Annotated in this window: 10 protein-coding genes; 5 read left to right on the forward strand and 5 right to left on the reverse strand. The window is 66.4% G+C overall.

Annotation, left to right across the window (positions count from 1 at the left end; all coding sequences use genetic code 11):
• The first annotated feature begins 303 nt into the window (after positions 1–303).
• The 3 genes from EYW47_RS10560 to EYW47_RS10570 all read left to right on the forward strand — a co-directional run bounded on the left by EYW47_RS10560 (position 304) and on the right by EYW47_RS10570 (position 4,772).
• A complete protein-coding gene (locus tag EYW47_RS10560; RefSeq protein WP_133195103.1) occupies positions 304–1,350 on the forward strand; it encodes an alginate lyase family protein in 1,047 nt (348 codons plus the stop codon).
• A gap of 90 nt (positions 1,351–1,440) precedes the next feature.
• A complete protein-coding gene (locus EYW47_RS10565; RefSeq protein WP_133194815.1) occupies positions 1,441–2,829 on the forward strand; it encodes an L-serine ammonia-lyase in 1,389 nt (462 codons plus the stop codon).
• A 218-nt stretch (positions 2,830–3,047) separates the two neighbouring features.
• Positions 3,048–4,772 carry a thiamine pyrophosphate-binding protein gene (locus EYW47_RS10570; protein ID WP_133194816.1) on the forward strand — a complete coding sequence of 575 codons (1,725 nt, stop codon included), beginning with the start codon at positions 3,048–3,050 and terminating at the stop codon, positions 4,770–4,772.
• A 143-nt stretch (positions 4,773–4,915) separates the two neighbouring features.
• Here the strand turns inward: EYW47_RS10570 and EYW47_RS10575 are convergent, their stop codons facing one another.
• The gene (locus EYW47_RS10575) at positions 4,916–6,064 is read right to left on the reverse strand and encodes a branched-chain amino acid ABC transporter substrate-binding protein (RefSeq protein ID WP_133194817.1); all 1,149 of its coding nucleotides are present in this window, start codon (positions 6,062–6,064) and stop codon (positions 4,916–4,918) included.
• 92 nt (positions 6,065–6,156) lie between these two features.
• Positions 6,157–10,119, reverse strand: coding sequence for a trifunctional transcriptional regulator/proline dehydrogenase/L-glutamate gamma-semialdehyde dehydrogenase (gene putA, locus EYW47_RS10580; protein WP_133194818.1), 3,963 nt, complete (start codon positions 10,117–10,119; stop codon positions 6,157–6,159).
• A 291-nt stretch (positions 10,120–10,410) separates the two neighbouring features.
• Here putA and EYW47_RS40820 point away from each other — a divergent pair, with 291 nt between their 5' ends.
• Positions 10,411–10,560 (forward strand): hypothetical protein, encoded by a 150-nt coding sequence (locus EYW47_RS40820; protein WP_165976528.1) that lies wholly within the window; start codon positions 10,411–10,413, stop codon positions 10,558–10,560.
• On the opposite strand, the gene EYW47_RS10585 is transcribed toward EYW47_RS40820, so the two are convergent.
• Together EYW47_RS10585 and hemE are read right to left on the reverse strand one after the other, a co-directional pair.
• A complete protein-coding gene (locus tag EYW47_RS10585) occupies positions 10,561–12,867 on the reverse strand; it encodes a primosomal protein N' (protein ID WP_133194819.1) in 2,307 nt (768 codons plus the stop codon).
• Positions 12,868–13,292: 425 nt separating this feature from the next.
• The gene (gene hemE / locus EYW47_RS10590; RefSeq protein ID WP_028220032.1) at positions 13,293–14,384 is read right to left on the reverse strand and encodes a uroporphyrinogen decarboxylase; all 1,092 of its coding nucleotides are present in this window, start codon (positions 14,382–14,384) and stop codon (positions 13,293–13,295) included.
• 259 nt (positions 14,385–14,643) lie between these two features.
• On the opposite strand from hemE, the gene EYW47_RS10595 reads away from it, so the two are divergent.
• A complete protein-coding gene (locus tag EYW47_RS10595) occupies positions 14,644–15,483 on the forward strand; it encodes a transporter substrate-binding domain-containing protein (protein WP_377785239.1) in 840 nt (279 codons plus the stop codon).
• Positions 15,484–16,354: 871 nt separating this feature from the next.
• Here EYW47_RS10595 and EYW47_RS10605 read toward each other — a convergent pair.
• Positions 16,355–18,097 (reverse strand): AMP-binding protein, encoded by a 1,743-nt coding sequence (locus EYW47_RS10605; protein WP_133194820.1) that lies wholly within the window; start codon positions 18,095–18,097, stop codon positions 16,355–16,357.
• Positions 18,098–18,197: the final 100 nt, after the last annotated feature.

Here is an 18,197-nt window from a genome sequence, read left to right on the forward strand (position 1 = left end):
CTTTTGCGCGCCGCACATTTGCCCCCGCAAACTCGCGCCAAACCGTTAACATCACACACCTGTCAGCCTTGAATCAGGGAGTCGCGCATGGCGCGGAAGGTGGGAACGGCCTTGGCCGGGCATGCCCCGGCGGCAACGCAGGCCACGCAGGCTTCAGCTGTCTCAGGCGCCTCGAGTGCCTCGGGCCAGCACACGCGCGGCGGCGCGCGCGCACTCGAAGCAGCGCCTGGGCCGGCATCCGGGCCGGTTTGCGCGCGGCGGCGCGGCAGCGCTCGCGCGCTCGCCACGGCCTGGCTCGTCGGCATGAGCCTTGCGGGTCTGGGCACGGCGAATCTCGCGCATGCGGCCATGAACTTCTGCGCCGCGCCCGCCCTGCAGTCGAGCGAGCGCACCAATGCCGACCCGGGCGTGAAAGCGCTCGTGGCCGACGTGCAGGCGCACGTGAACGACGTGCCGCATCCGCTTGCGAAGCTGCATACGGAAGGCACGCTCCCGCACGAGGGCATCTACGACCAGAGCGTGGAGGCCGAGAAAGAGCTCGACCTGATGCGCAACGCGGCGCTCGCCTGGCGCGCCACGAGCGACGACCGCTATCTGAAGCTCGTCGACCGCTTTCTGCTCGCCTGGGTCACGACTTATCAGCCGAGCTTCAACCCGATCGACGAAACGCGCTTCGACGCTCTGATCCTCGCCTACGACATGACCGCGAGCGCGCTGCCCGTGAAGACGCGCAACGCCACGATGGTGTTCCTGAACAAGTTCGCGAACGGCTACATCAACGCGGTGGACGCGCAGCCGCGCCCGCTCAAGGGCACGTTCGCGAACAACTGGCAGAGCCATCGGGTCAAACTGATAGCGATGACGGCGTTCACGCTCGACAACCGCAAGATGATTGCGGCGGCGCAGCGATTGTTCATCGAGCATATCGGCGACAACGTCGCACCCGACGGCTCGACGCTCGACTTCACCGAGCGCGACGCGCTGCACTACGTGACCTACGACCTGCAGCCGCTCGTGACGGCCGCGCTCGCCGCGCGCCGCCACAACCGCAACTGGCTGCCCGAGCGGGCGGCCAATGGAGCCACGCTGGCGAGCGCGCTGAACTGGCTCACGCCCTATGCGATGGGCGAGAAAACGCACGAGGAATTCGTGCGCTCGAGCGTGCCGTTCGACGCCAAGCGCCGCGAAGCCGGGTTGCCCGGCTACAGCGGCGACTGGGACCCGAAGAACGCCGCCGAGCTGTATCACCTGGCCGCCCGACTGGACGGCCGCTATACGCCGATCGCGCTGCGCCTCGCACCCACGCCGCCCGCGTGGCTGGCCGTCTGTCTGCCGTTGCCGGCGCGCTGAAACGCGCTATGGTGGCTGTGGGTACGGCGGCGGAGCGGGAAGCACAGCGCGCGCGGCACCCACTGAACTAGACGAAGCAGGAGCAGTACCATGGCAGTAAGCGTTTTCGATCTCTTCAAGATTGGCATCGGGCCGTCGAGCTCGCACACGGTAGGGCCGATGCGCGCGGCGCTGATGTTCGCCGAAGGACTCGAGCGCGACGGACTGCTCGCGTCCACCGCCTCCGTGAAGGTCGAGCTGTACGGCTCGCTCGGCGCGACCGGCAAGGGCCACGGCACCGACCGCGGCGTCATGCTCGGCCTGATGGGCGACGCGCCCGACACCGTCGACCCCGACACCATCGCCGAGCGCCTCGAAGCCGTGCGCGACTCGCGCCAGCTCGCGCTGCTCGGCCGCCACCCGATCCCGTTCGTGCAGAAGGAGCACATCGCCTTTTATCGCCAGGCGCTGCCCGAGCATCCGAACGGCATGAAGCTGCGCGCGCTCGACGCCGCCGGCGCGACGCTGCGCGAAAGCACCTATCTCTCCGTGGGCGGCGGCTTCGTGGTCACCGCGGGCGCGGCCAATTCCAAGGTGCTGGACGCCGTGCAGCAGCTGCCGCACCCGTTCCGCACGGGCGCCGAAATGCTCGCGCTGTGCGAATCGACGGGCAAGAGCATTGCGCAGCTGATGCTCGAAAACGAGCGCATCTGGCACAACGACGAGCAAATCCGCTCGGGCCTGCTGCGCATCTGGGACGTGATGCAATCGTGCGTCTCGCGTGGCTGCGGCATCAACAACCCCGACGCCGAGGGCACGTTGCCCGGACCGTTCCAGGTGAAGCGCCGCGCCGCACAACTCTATCGCGCGCTCACCAGCAACCCCGAGCGCGCGCTGCAAGACCCGCTTTCGATGATCGACTGGATCAACCTCTACGCGATCGCCGTGAACGAGGAGAACGCCGCGGGCGGCCGTGTCGTGACCGCGCCCACCAACGGCGCCGCGGGCATCATCCCGGCCGTGCTGCACTACTACGTGCGCTTTACGCCCGGCGCCAACGAGCAGGGCGTGATCGACTTCCTGCTCACGGCCGCCGCCATCGGCATTCTCTACAAGCTCAACGCGTCGATCTCGGGCGCCGAAGTGGGCTGCCAGGGCGAAGTGGGCGTGGCCTGCTCGATGGCCGCGGGCGCGCTCGCCGCCGTGATGGGCGGCACGCCCCACCAGGTGGAGAACGCCGCCGAAATCGGCATGGAGCACAACCTCGGCCTCACCTGCGACCCGGTGGGCGGCATGGTGCAGATCCCCTGCATCGAGCGCAACGCCATGGCCTCGGTGAAGGCCGTGAACGCCGCGCGCATGGCGCTGCGCGGCGACGGTGCGCACTACGTCTCGCTCGACTCCGTCATCAAGACGATGCGCGAAACCGGCGCCGACATGAAGACGAAGTACAAGGAGACGTCGCGCGGCGGGCTCGCCGTGAACATCGTGGAGTGCTGATGTTCCGGCGCTGAGCACGCGCCGCTGGCCGCGCGCCACTAGCCGTGCGCCACTAGCCGTGCGCCACTAGCCGTGCGCCACTGGCCGCGCGCCACTGAATGCGCGTCTCGCGCCGCGCGGGCGGTTCCGTTTGTGCTGTTTGTTTCGCTTGTGTCGCACCGATCAATTTGACGTAAATCGGACGTATTCACGTAACGAACGAAGGAGACTTGACCGTCATGCATCAGCCGAACGATTCCGCCCGCGCTTCTGATTCCACGACCGTCACCGGCGCGCGCCTCGTCGTGGACGCGCTCGTCGCCAACGGCGTCGAGCGTGTGTTCTGCGTGCCCGGCGAGAGCTATCTCGCCGTGCTCGATTCGCTCTCGGACGAAACCGCGCGCATCGACACCATCGTGTGCCGCCACGAAGCGGCGGCGGCCAACATGGCGGAAGCGGTCGGCAAACTCACGGGCAAGCCCGGCATTGCGCTCGTCACGCGCGGACCCGGCGCGACCCACGCGGCGATCGGCGTGCACACGGCTTTTCAGGACTCCTCGCCGATGATCCTCCTGATCGGCCAGGTCGCGCGCGATCAGATGGACCGCGAGGCATTCCAGGAGATCGACTACCGGCGCATGTTCGGACAGATGGCGAAGTGGGTCGCGCAGATCGACGACGCGCGCCGCGTCCCCGAATACCTGAGCCACGCGTTCCACGTCGCAATGTCGGGCCGCCCCGGTCCGGTCGTGCTCGCGTTGCCCGAGGACATGCTGAGCGGCGCGATTCCCGCATCGGAGGCCCAGCACACGGCGCCCGCCGCGCATCGCGTGCAGGCCTCGCCCTCGGCGGCGCAGATCGAACAACTGCGCACGCTGCTCGCGAATGCGAAAAATCCCTTCGTGATCGCGGGCGGCCACGGCTGGACGCGCGAGTCGTGCGCGGACCTGCAACGCTTCATCGAAAACTGGCAATTGCCGGTGGGCCTCGCGTTCCGCTTCCAGGACACGCTCAGCAACGATCATCCGAACTACGCGGGCGACGTGGGCCTCGGCATCAATCCCGCGCTGGCCGCGCGCATCCGCGAGGCCGACGTGCTGCTCGCGCTCGGCCCGCGCCTGGGCGAAGCCACGACGGGCGGCTACGCGCTCCTCGACATTCCGAAGACGAAGCAGACGCTCATCCACGTGCATCAGGGCGCGGATGAGTTGGGCCGCGTCTATGCCGCCGATCTGCCGATCGTCTCGGGCCTGCCCGAGATCGCGGCGCTGCTCGCGGCGCTTCCTGCGCCCGCAGCACCGGCGTGGGCCGGCACCGCCCAGGCCGCGCACGACGCGTATCTTTCGTGGCGCGAGCCGCGCCCGATGCCTGGCGACGTGCAACTGGGCGAAGTCATGCAGCAGTTGCGCGCGCGCCTGCCCGACGACGCGATCGTCACGAACGGCGCGGGCAATTACGCGACGTGGCTGCATCGCCATTTTGCGTACCGCAATTTCCGCTCGCAGCTCGCGCCCACCAGCGGCGCGATGGGCTACGGCGTGCCTGCCGCGATCGCAGCGAAGTCGCTGTATCCGCAGCGCGCCGTGGTCGCGCTCGCCGGCGACGGCTGCTTCATGATGTCCGCGCCCGAGCTGGCGACTGCGATGCAATACGGCCTCGCGGTCGTGTTCATCGTCGTGAACAACGGGCATTACGGCACGATCCGCATGCACCAGGAGCGCAATTACCCGGACCGCGTGCACGGCACGCAACTCACGAACCCCGACTTCGCGGCGTTTGCGCAGTCGTTCGGCGCGCACGGCGAAGTCGTTACGGCAACGGCGCAATTCGCGCCGGCGCTGGAGCGTGCGCTCAACGCGGGCAAGCCGGCGCTGATCGAAATTCGCGTGACGAAGGAGGCAAGCACGCCCGCCGCCTCGCTCGAGCAGATTCGCGAGCAGGGTAGAAAGGCGCGCAGCCACTGAGTCGCGAGCAGTCCTGACTAAGCTCACCTTCGAAGGCGAGTGCCCAAACAAAAGCCCCGCAGGTTTTTAAAGCCTGCGGGGCTTTTTCACATCAACAGCAGATCAACTGCGGATCAAGCGCGGATCAACCGCAAGCAAGGCGCTTACTTGCCGCCCACGCTCTGCAGCGTCGTCCACTTGCCGTCGACAACCTTATACAGCGTGATGCCGCCGTTCTTCAGGTCGCCCTTCGGGTCGTACGCGAGATCCTTCGTCGTCACGGCCGGCATGCTGGTCTTCGCGAGGAACGGCAGATACTTCGCCGGGTCCGTCGAGTTCGCCGCCTTCATGGCCGCGAACATCGCCATCGCGCCGTCGTAGGCGTACGGCGAGTAGGTCTGGACGTCTTCGCCAAAGCGCTTCTTGTACTTCGCGACGTAGTCCTTGCCGCCCGGCATTTCGTCCATCGGCAGACCGGCGAGCGATGCCACCGTGCCGTTCGCCGCGTCACCCGCGATCTTCAGGAAGGTCGGCGTGTGCACCATCTCGCCGCCCATCAGCGGCGCCGTGATGCCCAGCGACTTCATCTGCTTGACCATCGGGCCGGCTTGCGAGTCGGCGCCACCGTAGTAGATCAGGTCCGGCTTCTGCGCCTTCAGCTTGGTCAGGATCGACTTGAAGTCCACGGCCTTGTCGTTCGTGTACTCGCGGTCGATGATCGTGCCGCCCGCGTCCTTCGCGGCCTTCGCGAACTGGTCGGCGAGGCCCTGGCCGTAGGCCGTGCGGTCGTCAACCACAGCGATCTTCTTCATGCCCAGGCTCTTCACTGCGAACGTGCCCGCGACCGAACCCTGCTGCGTGTCCGAGGTCATCATGCGGAACGTCGTCTTGAAGCCTTGCTGCGTGTATTCCGGCGCCGTCGCCATCGCGATCTCGGGGATGCCCGCGTTCGCGTAGATGCGCGAAGCCGGAATCGTCGTGCCCGAGTTGAAGTGGCCGAGCATGCCCTTGATGCCGTCGTCCACGAGCTTTTGCGCGACCGTCGTACCCGTGCGCGGGTCGGCCTGGTCGTCGGCTGCATCCAGCACGAAGTGCACCGGCTTGCCGCCGATCACCGGCTTGGTCGCGTTCATGTCTTCGACCGCGAGCGTGATGCCGTTCTGGAAGTCCTTGCCGTAGTGCGCCTGCGCGCCCGTCATCGGGCCGGCGAAACCAATCTTGACGTCCTCTGCCTGCTGCGCGTTTGCAGTCCCCGCCAGCGACAGTGCGGCAACCAGCGTCGCGCCTGCCAGCTGTTTCATGGTGTGTTGCATGTTTTCTCCTTGGTACCTGGTATCAAATGAGCGGCTTCAGCTCGTGACTGGCCGCTTCCTTGTCCTTCGACGACCGACAGTATGGCGTTTGCTCAGCCGATCGTCATCAGGTTTGCATTGCCGCCTGCTGCAGCGGTGTTCACGCTCACCGAACGCTCCGTGAGCAGACGTTCGAGCGCGTAGTCTTCGTCGCCATTGGCGAGCGCATGTGCCGCCACGCCCTGCACCGAAACAATCGGGCCGCCACGCTTGGCCACTTCCTTCACGAGGCCGAGCAGCTCGTCGCTGTCGCCTTCGAAGAGCACGGCGTCGAACTCGGCATCGGCGCTCTTCTTCACTGCGACGTGCGCCTTGAGCGCCGCCGGCAGCGCGTTCACGAGCGCCTCGCCCGCCGCGCCCTGGAACAGCGCGCGGTTGCCCGTGGCCAGCACGACGGCGAGCTGCGCACGCGCGCCCGTCGGCGTGGATGCCACGCACAGCACCGTGCCGCGCGCCGAAAGCGTGTAGGTGTTGCGCTCCCCCGTCGGCCCCGGCAGCACGGCCGTTGCGCCCGCAAGCACGTACTGCAGATAGCCGTCGCAGCGCGCCGCGAGCGCCGGCTCGCGCTCGGCGATCAACCAGTCGCGCAACGTCGTGAGCGTCGAATGTGCTGACTGCGGCGTCGAGAGCGGCGCGCGCTTGTCCGCGGCCTCTTCCTGCGGTGCATCCACCACGAGCGCCTTCGAGAGCGACAGCGGCAGACCCGCCGGGCGCTTGGCCAACAGACGCGAGAGATACAGTGCCCCGCCCGCCTTCGGCCCCGTGCCCGAGAGCCCCTCGCCGCCGAACGGCTGCACGCCCACCACCGCGCCGATCACGTTGCGGTTCACGTAAATATTGCCCACATGCGCGCGGCCCACCACGTGCGCGATCGTTTCATCGATACGCGTATGGATGCCGAGCGTAAGGCCGTAGCCCGTCGCGCGAATCTGCTCGAGCAGCTTGTCCAGCTGGCTGCGGCGATAGCGGATCACGTGCAGCACCGGCCCGAACACTTCGCGCTTGAGTTCGTCGAGGCTGTCGATTTCGATGAGCGTCGGCGGCACGAAGGTGCCCTGCGCGCAGCTATCGGGCGTGGGCATCTGCGTGACCTTGCGGCCCTTCTCGCGCATCGCGCCGATGTGCGTGTCGATGCCGCGCTTCGCTTCGGTGTCGATCACCGGGCCCACGTCGGCCGAGAGGCGGTCGGGGTTGCCCACCGCGAGTTCCTTCATCGCGCCCGTGAGCATTTCGAGCGTGCGCTCGGCCACGTCTTCCTGCAGGCACAGCACGCGCAGCGCCGAGCAGCGCTGGCCCGCCGAGTCGAACGCGCTTTGCAGCACGTCGGCCACGACCTGCTCCGCGAGCGCCGACGAATCGACGATCATCGCGTTCTGCCCGCCCGTCTCGGCGATCAGCGGGATCGGACGGCCATCCGAATCGAGACGCTGCGAGAGCGTCTTGTTGATGAGGCGCGCGACTTCGGTCGAGCCCGTGAACATCACGGCGCGCGTGCGCGCATCGGCGACGAGCGCCGCGCCCACGGTTTCGCCATCGCCCGGCAGCAGTTGCACGGCGCCTGCGGGCACGCCCGCTTCGCGCAGGATACGCACGGCCTGGGCGGCGATCAGCGGCGTCTGCTCCGCGGGCTTCGCGAGCACCGTGTTGCCGGCCGCGAGCGCGGCGGCCACCTGGCCCATGAAGATCGCCAGCGGGAAGTTCCACGGGCTGATGCACACCACGGGGCCCAGCGGCCGATGCGTGTCGTTCGAGAACTCTTCGCGGATCTGCGTGGAGTAGTAGCGCAGGAAGTCGATGGCCTCGCGGATTTCCGCCACGGCGTTCGGCAGCGACTTGCCCGCCTCGCGCACGATCAGGCCCATGAGCGTATGCATCTGCGCTTCGAGCAGGTCGGCGGCGCGCGCGAGGCAATCGGCGCGCGCTTCCACGGGCGTCGCCTGCCAGATCGGCGCGGTGGCCACGGCGTGCGAAAGCGCAGCGCTCACGTGCTCGCTCGTTGCTTCCACAACGGTGCCCACGAGGTCGCGATTATCGGCGGGATTGCGCACGTCGCGCGCGGTGCCAACGGCAAGATCGACGTCGGCGAGCATCGGCGCGGCGCGCCACGGATGATGCGCGCTCGCGAGCAGCGCCGAAGAGAGCGATGCCAGGCGATGCTCGTTCGAGAGGTCGAGGCCCATCGAATTCTGGCGCTCGCCGCCGTAAAGATTGCGCGGCAGAGGAATCTTCGCGTGCGGCGCGCCCGTCGGCACGACCTTCGCGGCTTCGTCGATGGGGTTCGCGACCAGCTCGCTCACCGGCACGGTTTCATCGGCGATGCGGTTCACGAACGAGGTGTTCGCGCCGTTCTCGAGCAGCCGGCGCACGAGATACGCGAGCAGCGTCTCATGCGTGCCGACCGGCGCGTAGACGCGGCACGGACGGTTCAGCTTGCCCTGCGAGACCGGGCCCGTGACTTCCTCGTACAGCGGCTCGCCCATGCCGTGCAGGCACTGGAACTCGTACTGGCCGGGATAGTAGTTCTGGCCCGCGAGGTGATAGATCGCCGAGAGCGTGTACGCGTTGTGCGTGGCGAACTGCGGATACACCGCATCGGGCGCGCCGAGCAGCCGCTTCGCGCAGGCGATGTACGAGACGTCGGTGTAGATCTTGCGCGTGTAGACCGGATAGCCTTCGAGGCCGTCCACCTGTGCGCGCTTGATTTCCGTGTCCCAGTACGCACCCTTCACGAGGCGCACCATGATGCGGTGACGGCTGCGGCGCGCGAGATCGACGATGTAGTCGATCACGAACGGGCAGCGCTTCTGGTAAGCCTGCACCACGAAGCCGATGCCGTTCCAGCCCTGCAGTTCCGGGTCGAAGCACAGCGCTTCGAGCAGGTCGAGCGAGAGCTCGAGGCGGTCGGCTTCTTCGGCGTCGATATTGAGGCCGATGTCATAGCGGCGCGCGAGGACTGCGAGCGCGCGCACGCGCGGCAGCAGCTCGCTCATCGTGCGCTCCTGCTGTGCGCGCGAGTAGCGCGGATGCAGCGCGGAGAGCTTGATCGAGATGCCCGGGCCTTCGTAGATTCCGCGCCCGCCCGCGGCCTTGCCGATCGCGTGAATCGCCTGCTCATAGGAGGCGTAGTAGCGCTGCGCGTCGGCTTCGGTGGTGGCCGCTTCGCCGAGCATGTCGTACGAGTAGCGGAATCCGCGCGCTTCGAACTTGCGGCTGTTCGCGAGCGCTTCGGAGATGTTCTCGCCCGTGACGAACTGCTCGCCCATCAGGCGCATGGCCATGTCCACGCCCTTGCGGATCAGCGGCTCGCCGCCCTTGCCGATCATGCGCGTGAGCGCCGAGGAAAGACCCGTCTCGCTGTTGGTCGTCACCAGCTTGCCGGTGATCATGAGGCCCCAGGTGGCGGCGTTCACGAACAGCGAGGGCGCGTGGCCCACGTGCGATTTCCAGTCGCCCTTGCTGATCTTGTCGCGAATGAGCGCGTCGCGCGTGGCGCGGTCGGGAATGCGCAGCAGCGCCTCGGCGAGGCACATCAGCGCGACGCCTTCCTGGCTCGACAGCGAGAACTCGTGGATCAGGCCTTCGACGCCGCCGCCCGTGCCCTTGGCGCGCAGCGCCTCGACGAGCTTCGTCGCGAGCTTGGTCACGTCGCCGGTGAGGCTCGCGGGCAGGCGCGCCTCGCCGATCAGGAACGGCACGCACTCCGGCTCCGGGCGGCGATAGGCGGCCGTGATGGCCGCGCGCAGCACCGACTGCGGTTGCACGTTCTGGGCGAATTCGAGGAACGGGTGCGACGCCGCTTCTTCGTCGCTCTCTCCGGTTGCGCCCTCGCCGAGATCGGCGGCGCCCACATGGCCGTTCAGTTCGGGGGGTAGCTGGCCGTGCTCGATCTTCTCGAGGTAGGCAAAGATCGCTTGCTTGATGAGCCAGTGCGGGGTGCGCTCGAGGCGCGTGGCGGCATCTTTGAGCCGCGAGCGGAGCAGGTCGTCGACCTTGACGCCAAGGGTAGTACTAGCCATGTTTCCTTCGTATGCCGGCTGACCCGCACCGGCGAAAGACCAAAAAGTTGGCGAATCGTACCCCTCTCAATAAAAAGGTGCAACCACTCGACGGCCCTGGTTGCACCGCGTGCAGAGCCTTATGTGGCGTGGGTTTGCGGCCAACGCCCACGGGCATTGGCCCGCGCGTTGCACTCGGTATTTTCCCTGGCCAGCAACAATCAGGTGAACCCTAATCGATTCCGCCGCCGCGCCGTTATACAAACATCACGGAGAGCCGATCATCGAAGAATCTGGCGCGAGGACCGAAAAATGGAAAAGTGGCTGGTGGTGGCAGGTGTCTGGAGCATGTGCGCGCTGTGCGCCGTGTTGTTCATTCGCGGCGCGACGGCGCCCGCCATGCGCCAAGTGCGCGTGACGCAAGGCCGGCGTGGGGATGCGGCGCACGCCATGAAGCGCTGATCAGATATCGAGCGGATCGACTTCGAGGTTCCAGCGCAGCACGCCCCGCAAGGCGCGCAGCGCCGGTTGCCACGCCCGCAGCGTCGCCTGCAGGGCGGCGCGCGACTGGCTCTCCACGAGCAGTTGCGCGCGATGCACGTTCATGACCTTCACGATGGTGAGCGGCACGGCATCGTAAGCGGTGACGCGTTCGGCGGCCGGGATCGCCGTGAGCGCCTGCGCGGCCTCGGCGAGAAACGCCAGCGCCGCCTCCAGCGTGCGTCCTTCGGCACGCAGCAGCGCCTGATAGACGAACGGCGGCAGATGCGCATCGCGGCGCTCGGCGATCTGCGAATTCGCAAAGCCCACGTAATCGTGGCGCGCCAGCGCGTGATAGATCGCATGACGCGGATAGCGCGTCTGCACGATCACCTCGCCGGGCAAGCCCGCGCGCCCCGCACGGCCGCTCACCTGCATCAGTTGCGCGAAAAGACGCTCGCTCGCCCGGAAATCGTGCGAGAAGAGCGCGTTATCGGCATTGAGCACGCCCACCAGCGAGACGCGCTGGAAGTCGTGCCCCTTGGCGATCATCTGCGTGCCCACGAGGATGTCGACATCGCCGGCATGGACGTCGGAGAACAGCGCCTGCGCGCTGCCCTTGCGGCGCGTGCTGTCGGCATCGATGCGCAGCACCCGCGCACCCGGCACCGCGCTCGCGAGCGCCTCCTCGATGCGTTGCGTGCCGCGGCCCATCGGCGCGATATCGACGTTGCCGCAGTCCGGGCACGAATGCGGGATGCGCGATTCCCAGCCGCAATGGTGGCAGCGCAGCGCGCGCTCGGGCTTGTGCAGCACCACGTAGGCGCTGCAGCGCGGGCAGCCCGCCACCCAGCCGCAGGCGTCGCACGAGAGGACCGGCGCGTAGCCGCGCCGGTTCAGGAACACGAGGCTTTGCTCGCCGCGCTCGAGGCGCGCCTTCATGGCCGCGACAAGGGGGCCGGAGAGGCCTTCGAACGAGGCGCGGCCGCGCCGGCGCTCCTCTTCCAGATCGATCAGCTTGACGCTCGGCAGCACGGCCTCGGCGATGGCCCGGCGCGACAGCGTGAGGCGCGTGTAGCGGCCCTGCTCGGCCTGCCACCAGCTTTCGAGCGACGGCGTGGCCGAGCCCAGCACGACGGGCACGCCAAGCTGCTTGGCGCGCCACACGGCCAGATCGCGCGCCGAATAGCGCAGCCCTTCCTGCTGCTTGTAGGCGGGGTCGTGCTCTTCGTCCACCACCAGCATGGCCAGACGCGGCAGCGAGGCCAGCACGGCGAGGCGCGTGCCCAGCACGATGCGCGCGCGGCCCATGTGCGCGGCGAGCCAGTGGTGCGCGCGCTCGCCTTCCGCGAGGCCGCTGTGGAGCGTGACGATGGCGTCGTCGGGCAGCACGCCCGCAAAGCGCGTGCGGAATGCCGCCTCGAACTGCGGCGTGAGGTTGATTTCCGGAACCAGAACGAGCGCCTGAGCATCGGGCTCGCGTTCGAGCAGACCTGACAGCGCGCGCAGATAGACCTCGGTCTTGCCGCTGCCGGTGACGCCGTGCAGCAGGAACGGCGCGAAACCGCGCGCCTCGAGGATCGCCTCGACGGCGACGGCCTGCTCGCCACTCAACTGATGCAATGCGGCGGCCGCGACGGCGCCTTCGGTGGCGTTGTTGAGGCTGCCGGCGCCATCGGCGTTGCTTTCCTCAGCATTGCCGGCGGACGAGTGCCCCGCGGCACCAAACGCCACGCACTCATATTCGACCCAGCCCGCCTCACGCCACGTTTCGAGCGTGGCAGCCGCCTTCGGGTGCAGCGCGCGGGCGTCGGCGAGGTCGAGCTCGCCCGCGTCCATCAGGGCCTGCGCAAGCCGCCGCAGCACCTGGGCGCGCGCGGGCAGCGCATCGGGCAGGGCGTCGCGTCCCGCAGCCAGCAGCCGATACCGCTCCTCGGGCGCCATCAGACGCGGCCAGCGCGCCGGATCGCGCAGCGCCTGCGGCAGCGCCGGCAGCGCAACTTCACCGAGCCCGCGCTGATAGTAGTCGGCGGCGAAGCCCGCGAGTGCGAGCCAGTGTGCCGAAAGTGGCGGACACTCCGCGCACACGGCACTCACGTCGCGCAGCTTGTTGGCCGGCACGTCACTGTGAGCGCTCACTTCGCAGATCAGCCCCACCACCTCTCGGCGGCCGAACGGCACGCGCACCAGCATGCCGGGCTGCGGCTGCGGGCCATCGGGCGGATAGCGGTAGTCGTAGAGAACGGGCTGCGGATGGTCGAGCGCCACGCGCACGAAGCATGGCGTCATGCGGCGCCCCACGCGGGACGGCGCTCACACCGTGCGCTGGCGCACCGACGCCCGAAGTTAAAGTAGAACTTCACTTTCCGCGCTAAGTTTTGGATTCCGCAGAACAATCGCGCTCCCGGCGCCGCACCTGTGGATAACTTTGTTAAGAACTTGGCCGCCCCGCTCCGCCGACAAGTCCGCAGGGGCATTATGTGGGACACCGCACAAATCGCCGTGGAGCGCCGAAAGCCTTATCTGTCAAGGGCCTGAATGATTGCTCACAGGCATCGCTACCGCCATGCGGCAATTTTTCCCTCTTGCGCGCCGCAACGAGGTAAGTGTGTATAAGTCAAGTCTTGACAGCGGCGCAACGGCATCTAGATGGGTTCTTGAGCCAGGCTAGACCCTGATGCCTGGAGCCCAGTTCGCTGCGACGCAACAAAAAATCACGCCGCCGCGGCACGCAAAGCGCGGCTGTGGCGATGCACTTCGTCGACGAGCTCGGCGACGTTTTCAGGCGGCGTGAACTGCGAGATGCCGTGTCCGAGGTTGAACACGTGGCCCGGATGGGCGCCGAAGCTGTCGAGTACCGCGCGCGCCTGCTCGCGGATCGCTGCCGGCGAGGCGAACAGCACCGTCGGGTCCAGGTTGCCCTGGAGCGCCACACGATCGCCCACGCGTTCGCGCGCGCGGCCAAGGTTGACGGTCCAGTCGAGGCCGACCGCATCGACGCCCGTTTCGGCGATCTCGTCGAGCCACAAGCCGCCGCCCTTCGTGAAGGTGATGACGGGCACGCGCTCGCCATCATGCTCGCGCTTGAGCTGGGCCACCACGCGCTTGATGTATGCAAGCGAGAAGCGCTGATAGATGCCGTCCGCGAGCGCACCGCCCCAGGTGTCGAAGATCATGACGGCTTGCGCGCCGGCTTCGATCTGCGCATTCAGATACGCGGCCACGGCTTGCGCATTGACCTCGAGAATGCGCTCCATCAAATCGGGGCGCGCGTAAAGCATCGACTTGACGGTGCGGAAATCGTCCGAGCCGCCGCCCTCGACCATATAGCAGGCGAGCGTCCACGGGCTGCCCGAGAAGCCGATGAGCGGCACGCGCTGGCGTCCCTGCGCGTCGGTGAGCGCGCGGCGGATCTCGCGCACGGCGTCGGTCACATAGCCGAGCGTCGCGCCGATATCGGGCACCGCGAGCTTCGCGACGTCTTCCTCGCTGCGCACCGGATGCGCGAACTTCGGCCCCTCGCCCACCTGGAACGAGAGACCGAGGCCCATCGCGTCGGGAATCGTGAGGATGTCCGAGAACAGGATCGCGGCGTCGAGCGGATAACGCTCGAGCGGTTGCAGCGTCACCTCGGTTGCGTAGTCGGGATTCTTGGCAAGGCCGAGAAAGCTGCCTGCGCGGCTGCGCGTGGCGTTGTACTCCGGCAGATAGCGGCCCGCCTGGCGCATCAGCCAGATCGGCGTGTATTCGGTCGGCTGACGCAGCAATGCGCGCAGGAAAGTGTCGTTCAGAAGAGTGTGAGCCACGGGCGGGAGGCGCTTGACGCGCGAGATTCGAAAGCAGACGGCCATTCTACCGGAGCGACCGCCACGGCATGACGCTGATGGCCGGCATAAGCACCGCACGCCGCGCCGGACGCATGCAAACCTCATGCGCATCCGGGCGTCTTTTGCACACGCGCCAACCCGGTCAGTCCACGCTTAACGCGTGCCTGCGCGCGGGCTATGATCGGATGCCTTTCCGATCCATTACATCGAAACATCCATAAGAGAGGAGACACGCCGCATGAACAAGAAGAAGGCCGCTGCCGCATGCTCATTGATCGCCGCGCTTGCTGCCGGCATGGCCGGCGTTGCCGTAACGCCTGACGCATTCGCCCAGGGCGCGGCCGCGCCGGGCGTCGCTACGCCGGGCGTCGCCACGCCATCGCGGCTCGATGAGGTGTTATCGCGCGGCACGCTGCGCGCGTGCACGACGGGCGACTACAAGCCCTACTCGTTCTACAAGCAGGACGGCACGTTCGAAGGCATCGACATCGACATGACCGAGTCGCTCGCGAAGTCGCTGGGCGTGAAGGCCGAGTTCGTGAAGACCACGTGGTCGAACCTGTTGAACGACTTCCTCGCGAAATGCGACGTCGCGGTGGGCGGCGTGTCGACCACACTGGAGCGGCAGAAGCGCGCATTCTTCACCGAGCCCTATCAGGTCGACGGCAAGACGCCCATCGTGCGCTGCGACGACGTGAGCAAGTATCAGACGGCCGCGCAGATCGACCAGCCCTCCACGCGCGTGATCGTGAACCCGGGCGGCACTAACGAACGCTTCGCGAAGCAGTTTTTCCCGCACGCAAACCTCACCGTCTATCCGGACAACGTGACGATCTTCAAGCAGATCCTCGCGGGCAAGGCCGACGTAATGGTCACCGACGCATCCGAGACGCTACTGCAGCAAAAGCTCAACCCGGGGCTGTGCTCGGTGCATCCCGACAAGCCGTTCCAGTATGGCGAGAAGGCGTGGATGGTCCCGCGCGGCGACGTGGTGTTCCAGCAATACGTCGATCAGTGGCTGCACCTCGCGCGCGCAAGCGGCGAGTATCAGGCGATCTCGGACAAATGGCTCAAGTAATGTGACGGCGCAATAGCGGGCGCCGGGGCATACCCGGCGTGACATATGGTCTAAACCTTATGAGGAGTTGCAACCACACGTTGCAGTGCGATATGGGCAATCCTTGCATTTCACGCACGGATTCAATCAGGAATCCATGCTGCATGTGCGTATGCGATTTGCGTTTTCAAGCGACCGATTTGCCGCAATGCCCATACGATAGGGCTTTTTTCATGCGTTAAGAATGATGCGCCGAATACATACCTTCGCATCGTCTGACAGTAATAAAAAATGCAGGTAAAAATGACTTTCGAAAAACGCTCAGGATGGCAAAAAATCCCGCAGAGCCTTATCTGACGGGCGTTACAACCTGAAACACTTTGTTACCGCCAAGGTTCATTAATTCGCCCACAATGCCTTCAACGGTTTCAACACGGATGTGGCTCGGTGCAAGTGTGAGCGGACACGATACACCTGCCGGTCGGCGTCATGCCGAAGCCCTTGCTGGGGCATCCTTGCTGGAGCCGTAACCGGCGTTTTGGACGCACCAAGATCCGGCTCCTCATTTGGTCTCCTCGCGCTAACCCCGTAGCGTGTGGTTTTTAGCGGGCTCCAGGCCCGCTTTTTTTTCGTCCATTCTCCCTGTTCAGCGCTTTTCGCCACCGGTTGTTGCGATGGCAAGAATAATCGCGCGCACAATCCTCCACCGCCAATATTCGTATTCAGCCAGCTTGCCGGGTTAACCCGCCACCGCTAATTCGCGGCTGTGCCGATTGCCGCGCAGTTCATTCGGCATGCAAAGCATCTGGCGTTTCATCCGCTTGAGTTGTTTCGCAGCGGCGACACGTTGGCGCCGCCGCGAAACATCAGCATCAAGCGGTCTCAAGGAGTCTCAAGCGGTCTTCTGCTCGCTGATTTTCAGTTCGTCGATCATGCGCGAGCGCATCACGAACTTCTGCACCTTGCCCGTCACCGTCATCGGCATTTCGTCGACGAAGCGGATGTACTTCGGGATCTTGTAATGCGCGATCTGCCCCTGGCAGAACGCCTGAATCTCTTCAGGCGTGGCCGCCTCGCCGGGGCGCAGCACGATCCACGCGCACACCTCTTCGCCGTACTTCGCATCGGGCACGCCGAACACCTGCACCGACTGCACCTTGGGATGTCGGAACAGGAACTCCTCGATCTCGCGCGGATAGATGTTCTCGCCACCGCGGATCAGCATGTCCTTCAGGCGCCCAACGATATTGCAATAGCCCTCGGCGTCGAGCGTCGCGAGGTCGCCCGTGTGCATCCAGCCATCGACGATCGATTCGGCCGTCTTCGCTTCATCGCCCCAATAGCCGCGCATCACCGAGTAGCCCTTCGTGCAGAGCTCGCCCGTCTCGCCCACCGGCACGATGTTGCCGAGCGCGTCGACGATCTTCACCTCGAGGTGCGGCTGGATGCGCCCCACCGTGGTCGTGCGCTTGTCGAGCGGGTCGGTCGTCGAGCTCTGGAACGATACCGGGCTCGTCTCGGTCATGCCGTAGGCGATGGTGATCTCCGCGAGATGCATCTTCGAGACCACGCGCTTCATCGTTTCGATCGGGCACGGCGAGCCCGCCATGATGCCCGTACGCAGGCGCGAAAGATCGAAGCGCGCGAAGTCGGGATGATCGAGCTCGGCGATGAACATCGTCGGCACGCCGTGCAGCGCGGTGCAACGCTCCTCGGACACCGCTTCGAGCGTCGCACGCGGGTCGAATGCCTCGCCCGGAAACACCATGGCCGCGCCCACTGAAACGCACGCGAGCACCGCAAGCACCATGCCGAAGCAGTGATAGAGCGGCACCGGAATGCAGAGCGAATCTGCTTCGCTGAGCTGCATCGCCATGGCGATGAAGCGGCCGTTATTGAGCACGTTGCGGTGCGTGAGCGTCGCGCCCTTCGGGTTGCCCGTGGTGCCGCTCGTGAACTGGATGTTGATGGGATCGTCGGCAACGAGCGTCGCGCCGATCGCATCGAGCTCGGCCTTGCCGTCGCGCTCGAGCCGCTCACGTCCCTGCTCGATCAGCTCGCTGAAGTTCAGCATGCCGGGCGTCTCGGCGTCGCACATGCGGATCACTGCTCGCAGCTCGGGCAGCTTCGCCGCGTGCAGATCGCCTGGCGCCGCGCTCGCGAGCTCGGGCGCTAGCGTCTGCAGCATCTCGACGTACTTCGAGGTCTTGAAGCTTTCCGCCGCGACGATCGCCTTGCAGCCCACCTTGTTCAGCGCGTACTCGAGCTCGGCGAGCCGGTAGGCAGGATTGATGTTGACCAGCACCGCGCCGATGCGCGCAGTCGCGAACTGCGTGAGCAGCCACTCGAAGCGATTGGGCGACCAGATGCCGACCCGGTCACCCGGCGCAATGCCGAGCGAGAGGAAGCCGGCTGCGACCACGTCCACTTCTTCGGCAAACTCGCGCCACGTCCAGCGGATGTCCTGTTCGCGAAACACCACCGCAGGACGCTCAGGAAAGCGCTGTGCGGTCTCCTGCAGGAAAGTGCCGATGGTCGCGTCGGAAAGCGGCGTAGCGGTCGCTCCACGCACGTAGGAAAGCCCGTCTTTCGGCGCGATGAGCGCTTCGCGCGCACCTGCTGCGTCGATTGCCATGGTGGCTGTCTCCCCGGGAGTCTCACTCCCGACTGAAATAGATTTGAAAACCATTGTGCCACTGTGCGCGCGGCCAGCAGCATCAAGTTTTACCCGCAGC

This window comes from Paraburkholderia silviterrae, assembly GCF_004353915.1.
GTDB lineage: Bacteria > Pseudomonadota > Gammaproteobacteria > Burkholderiales > Burkholderiaceae > Paraburkholderia > Paraburkholderia silviterrae.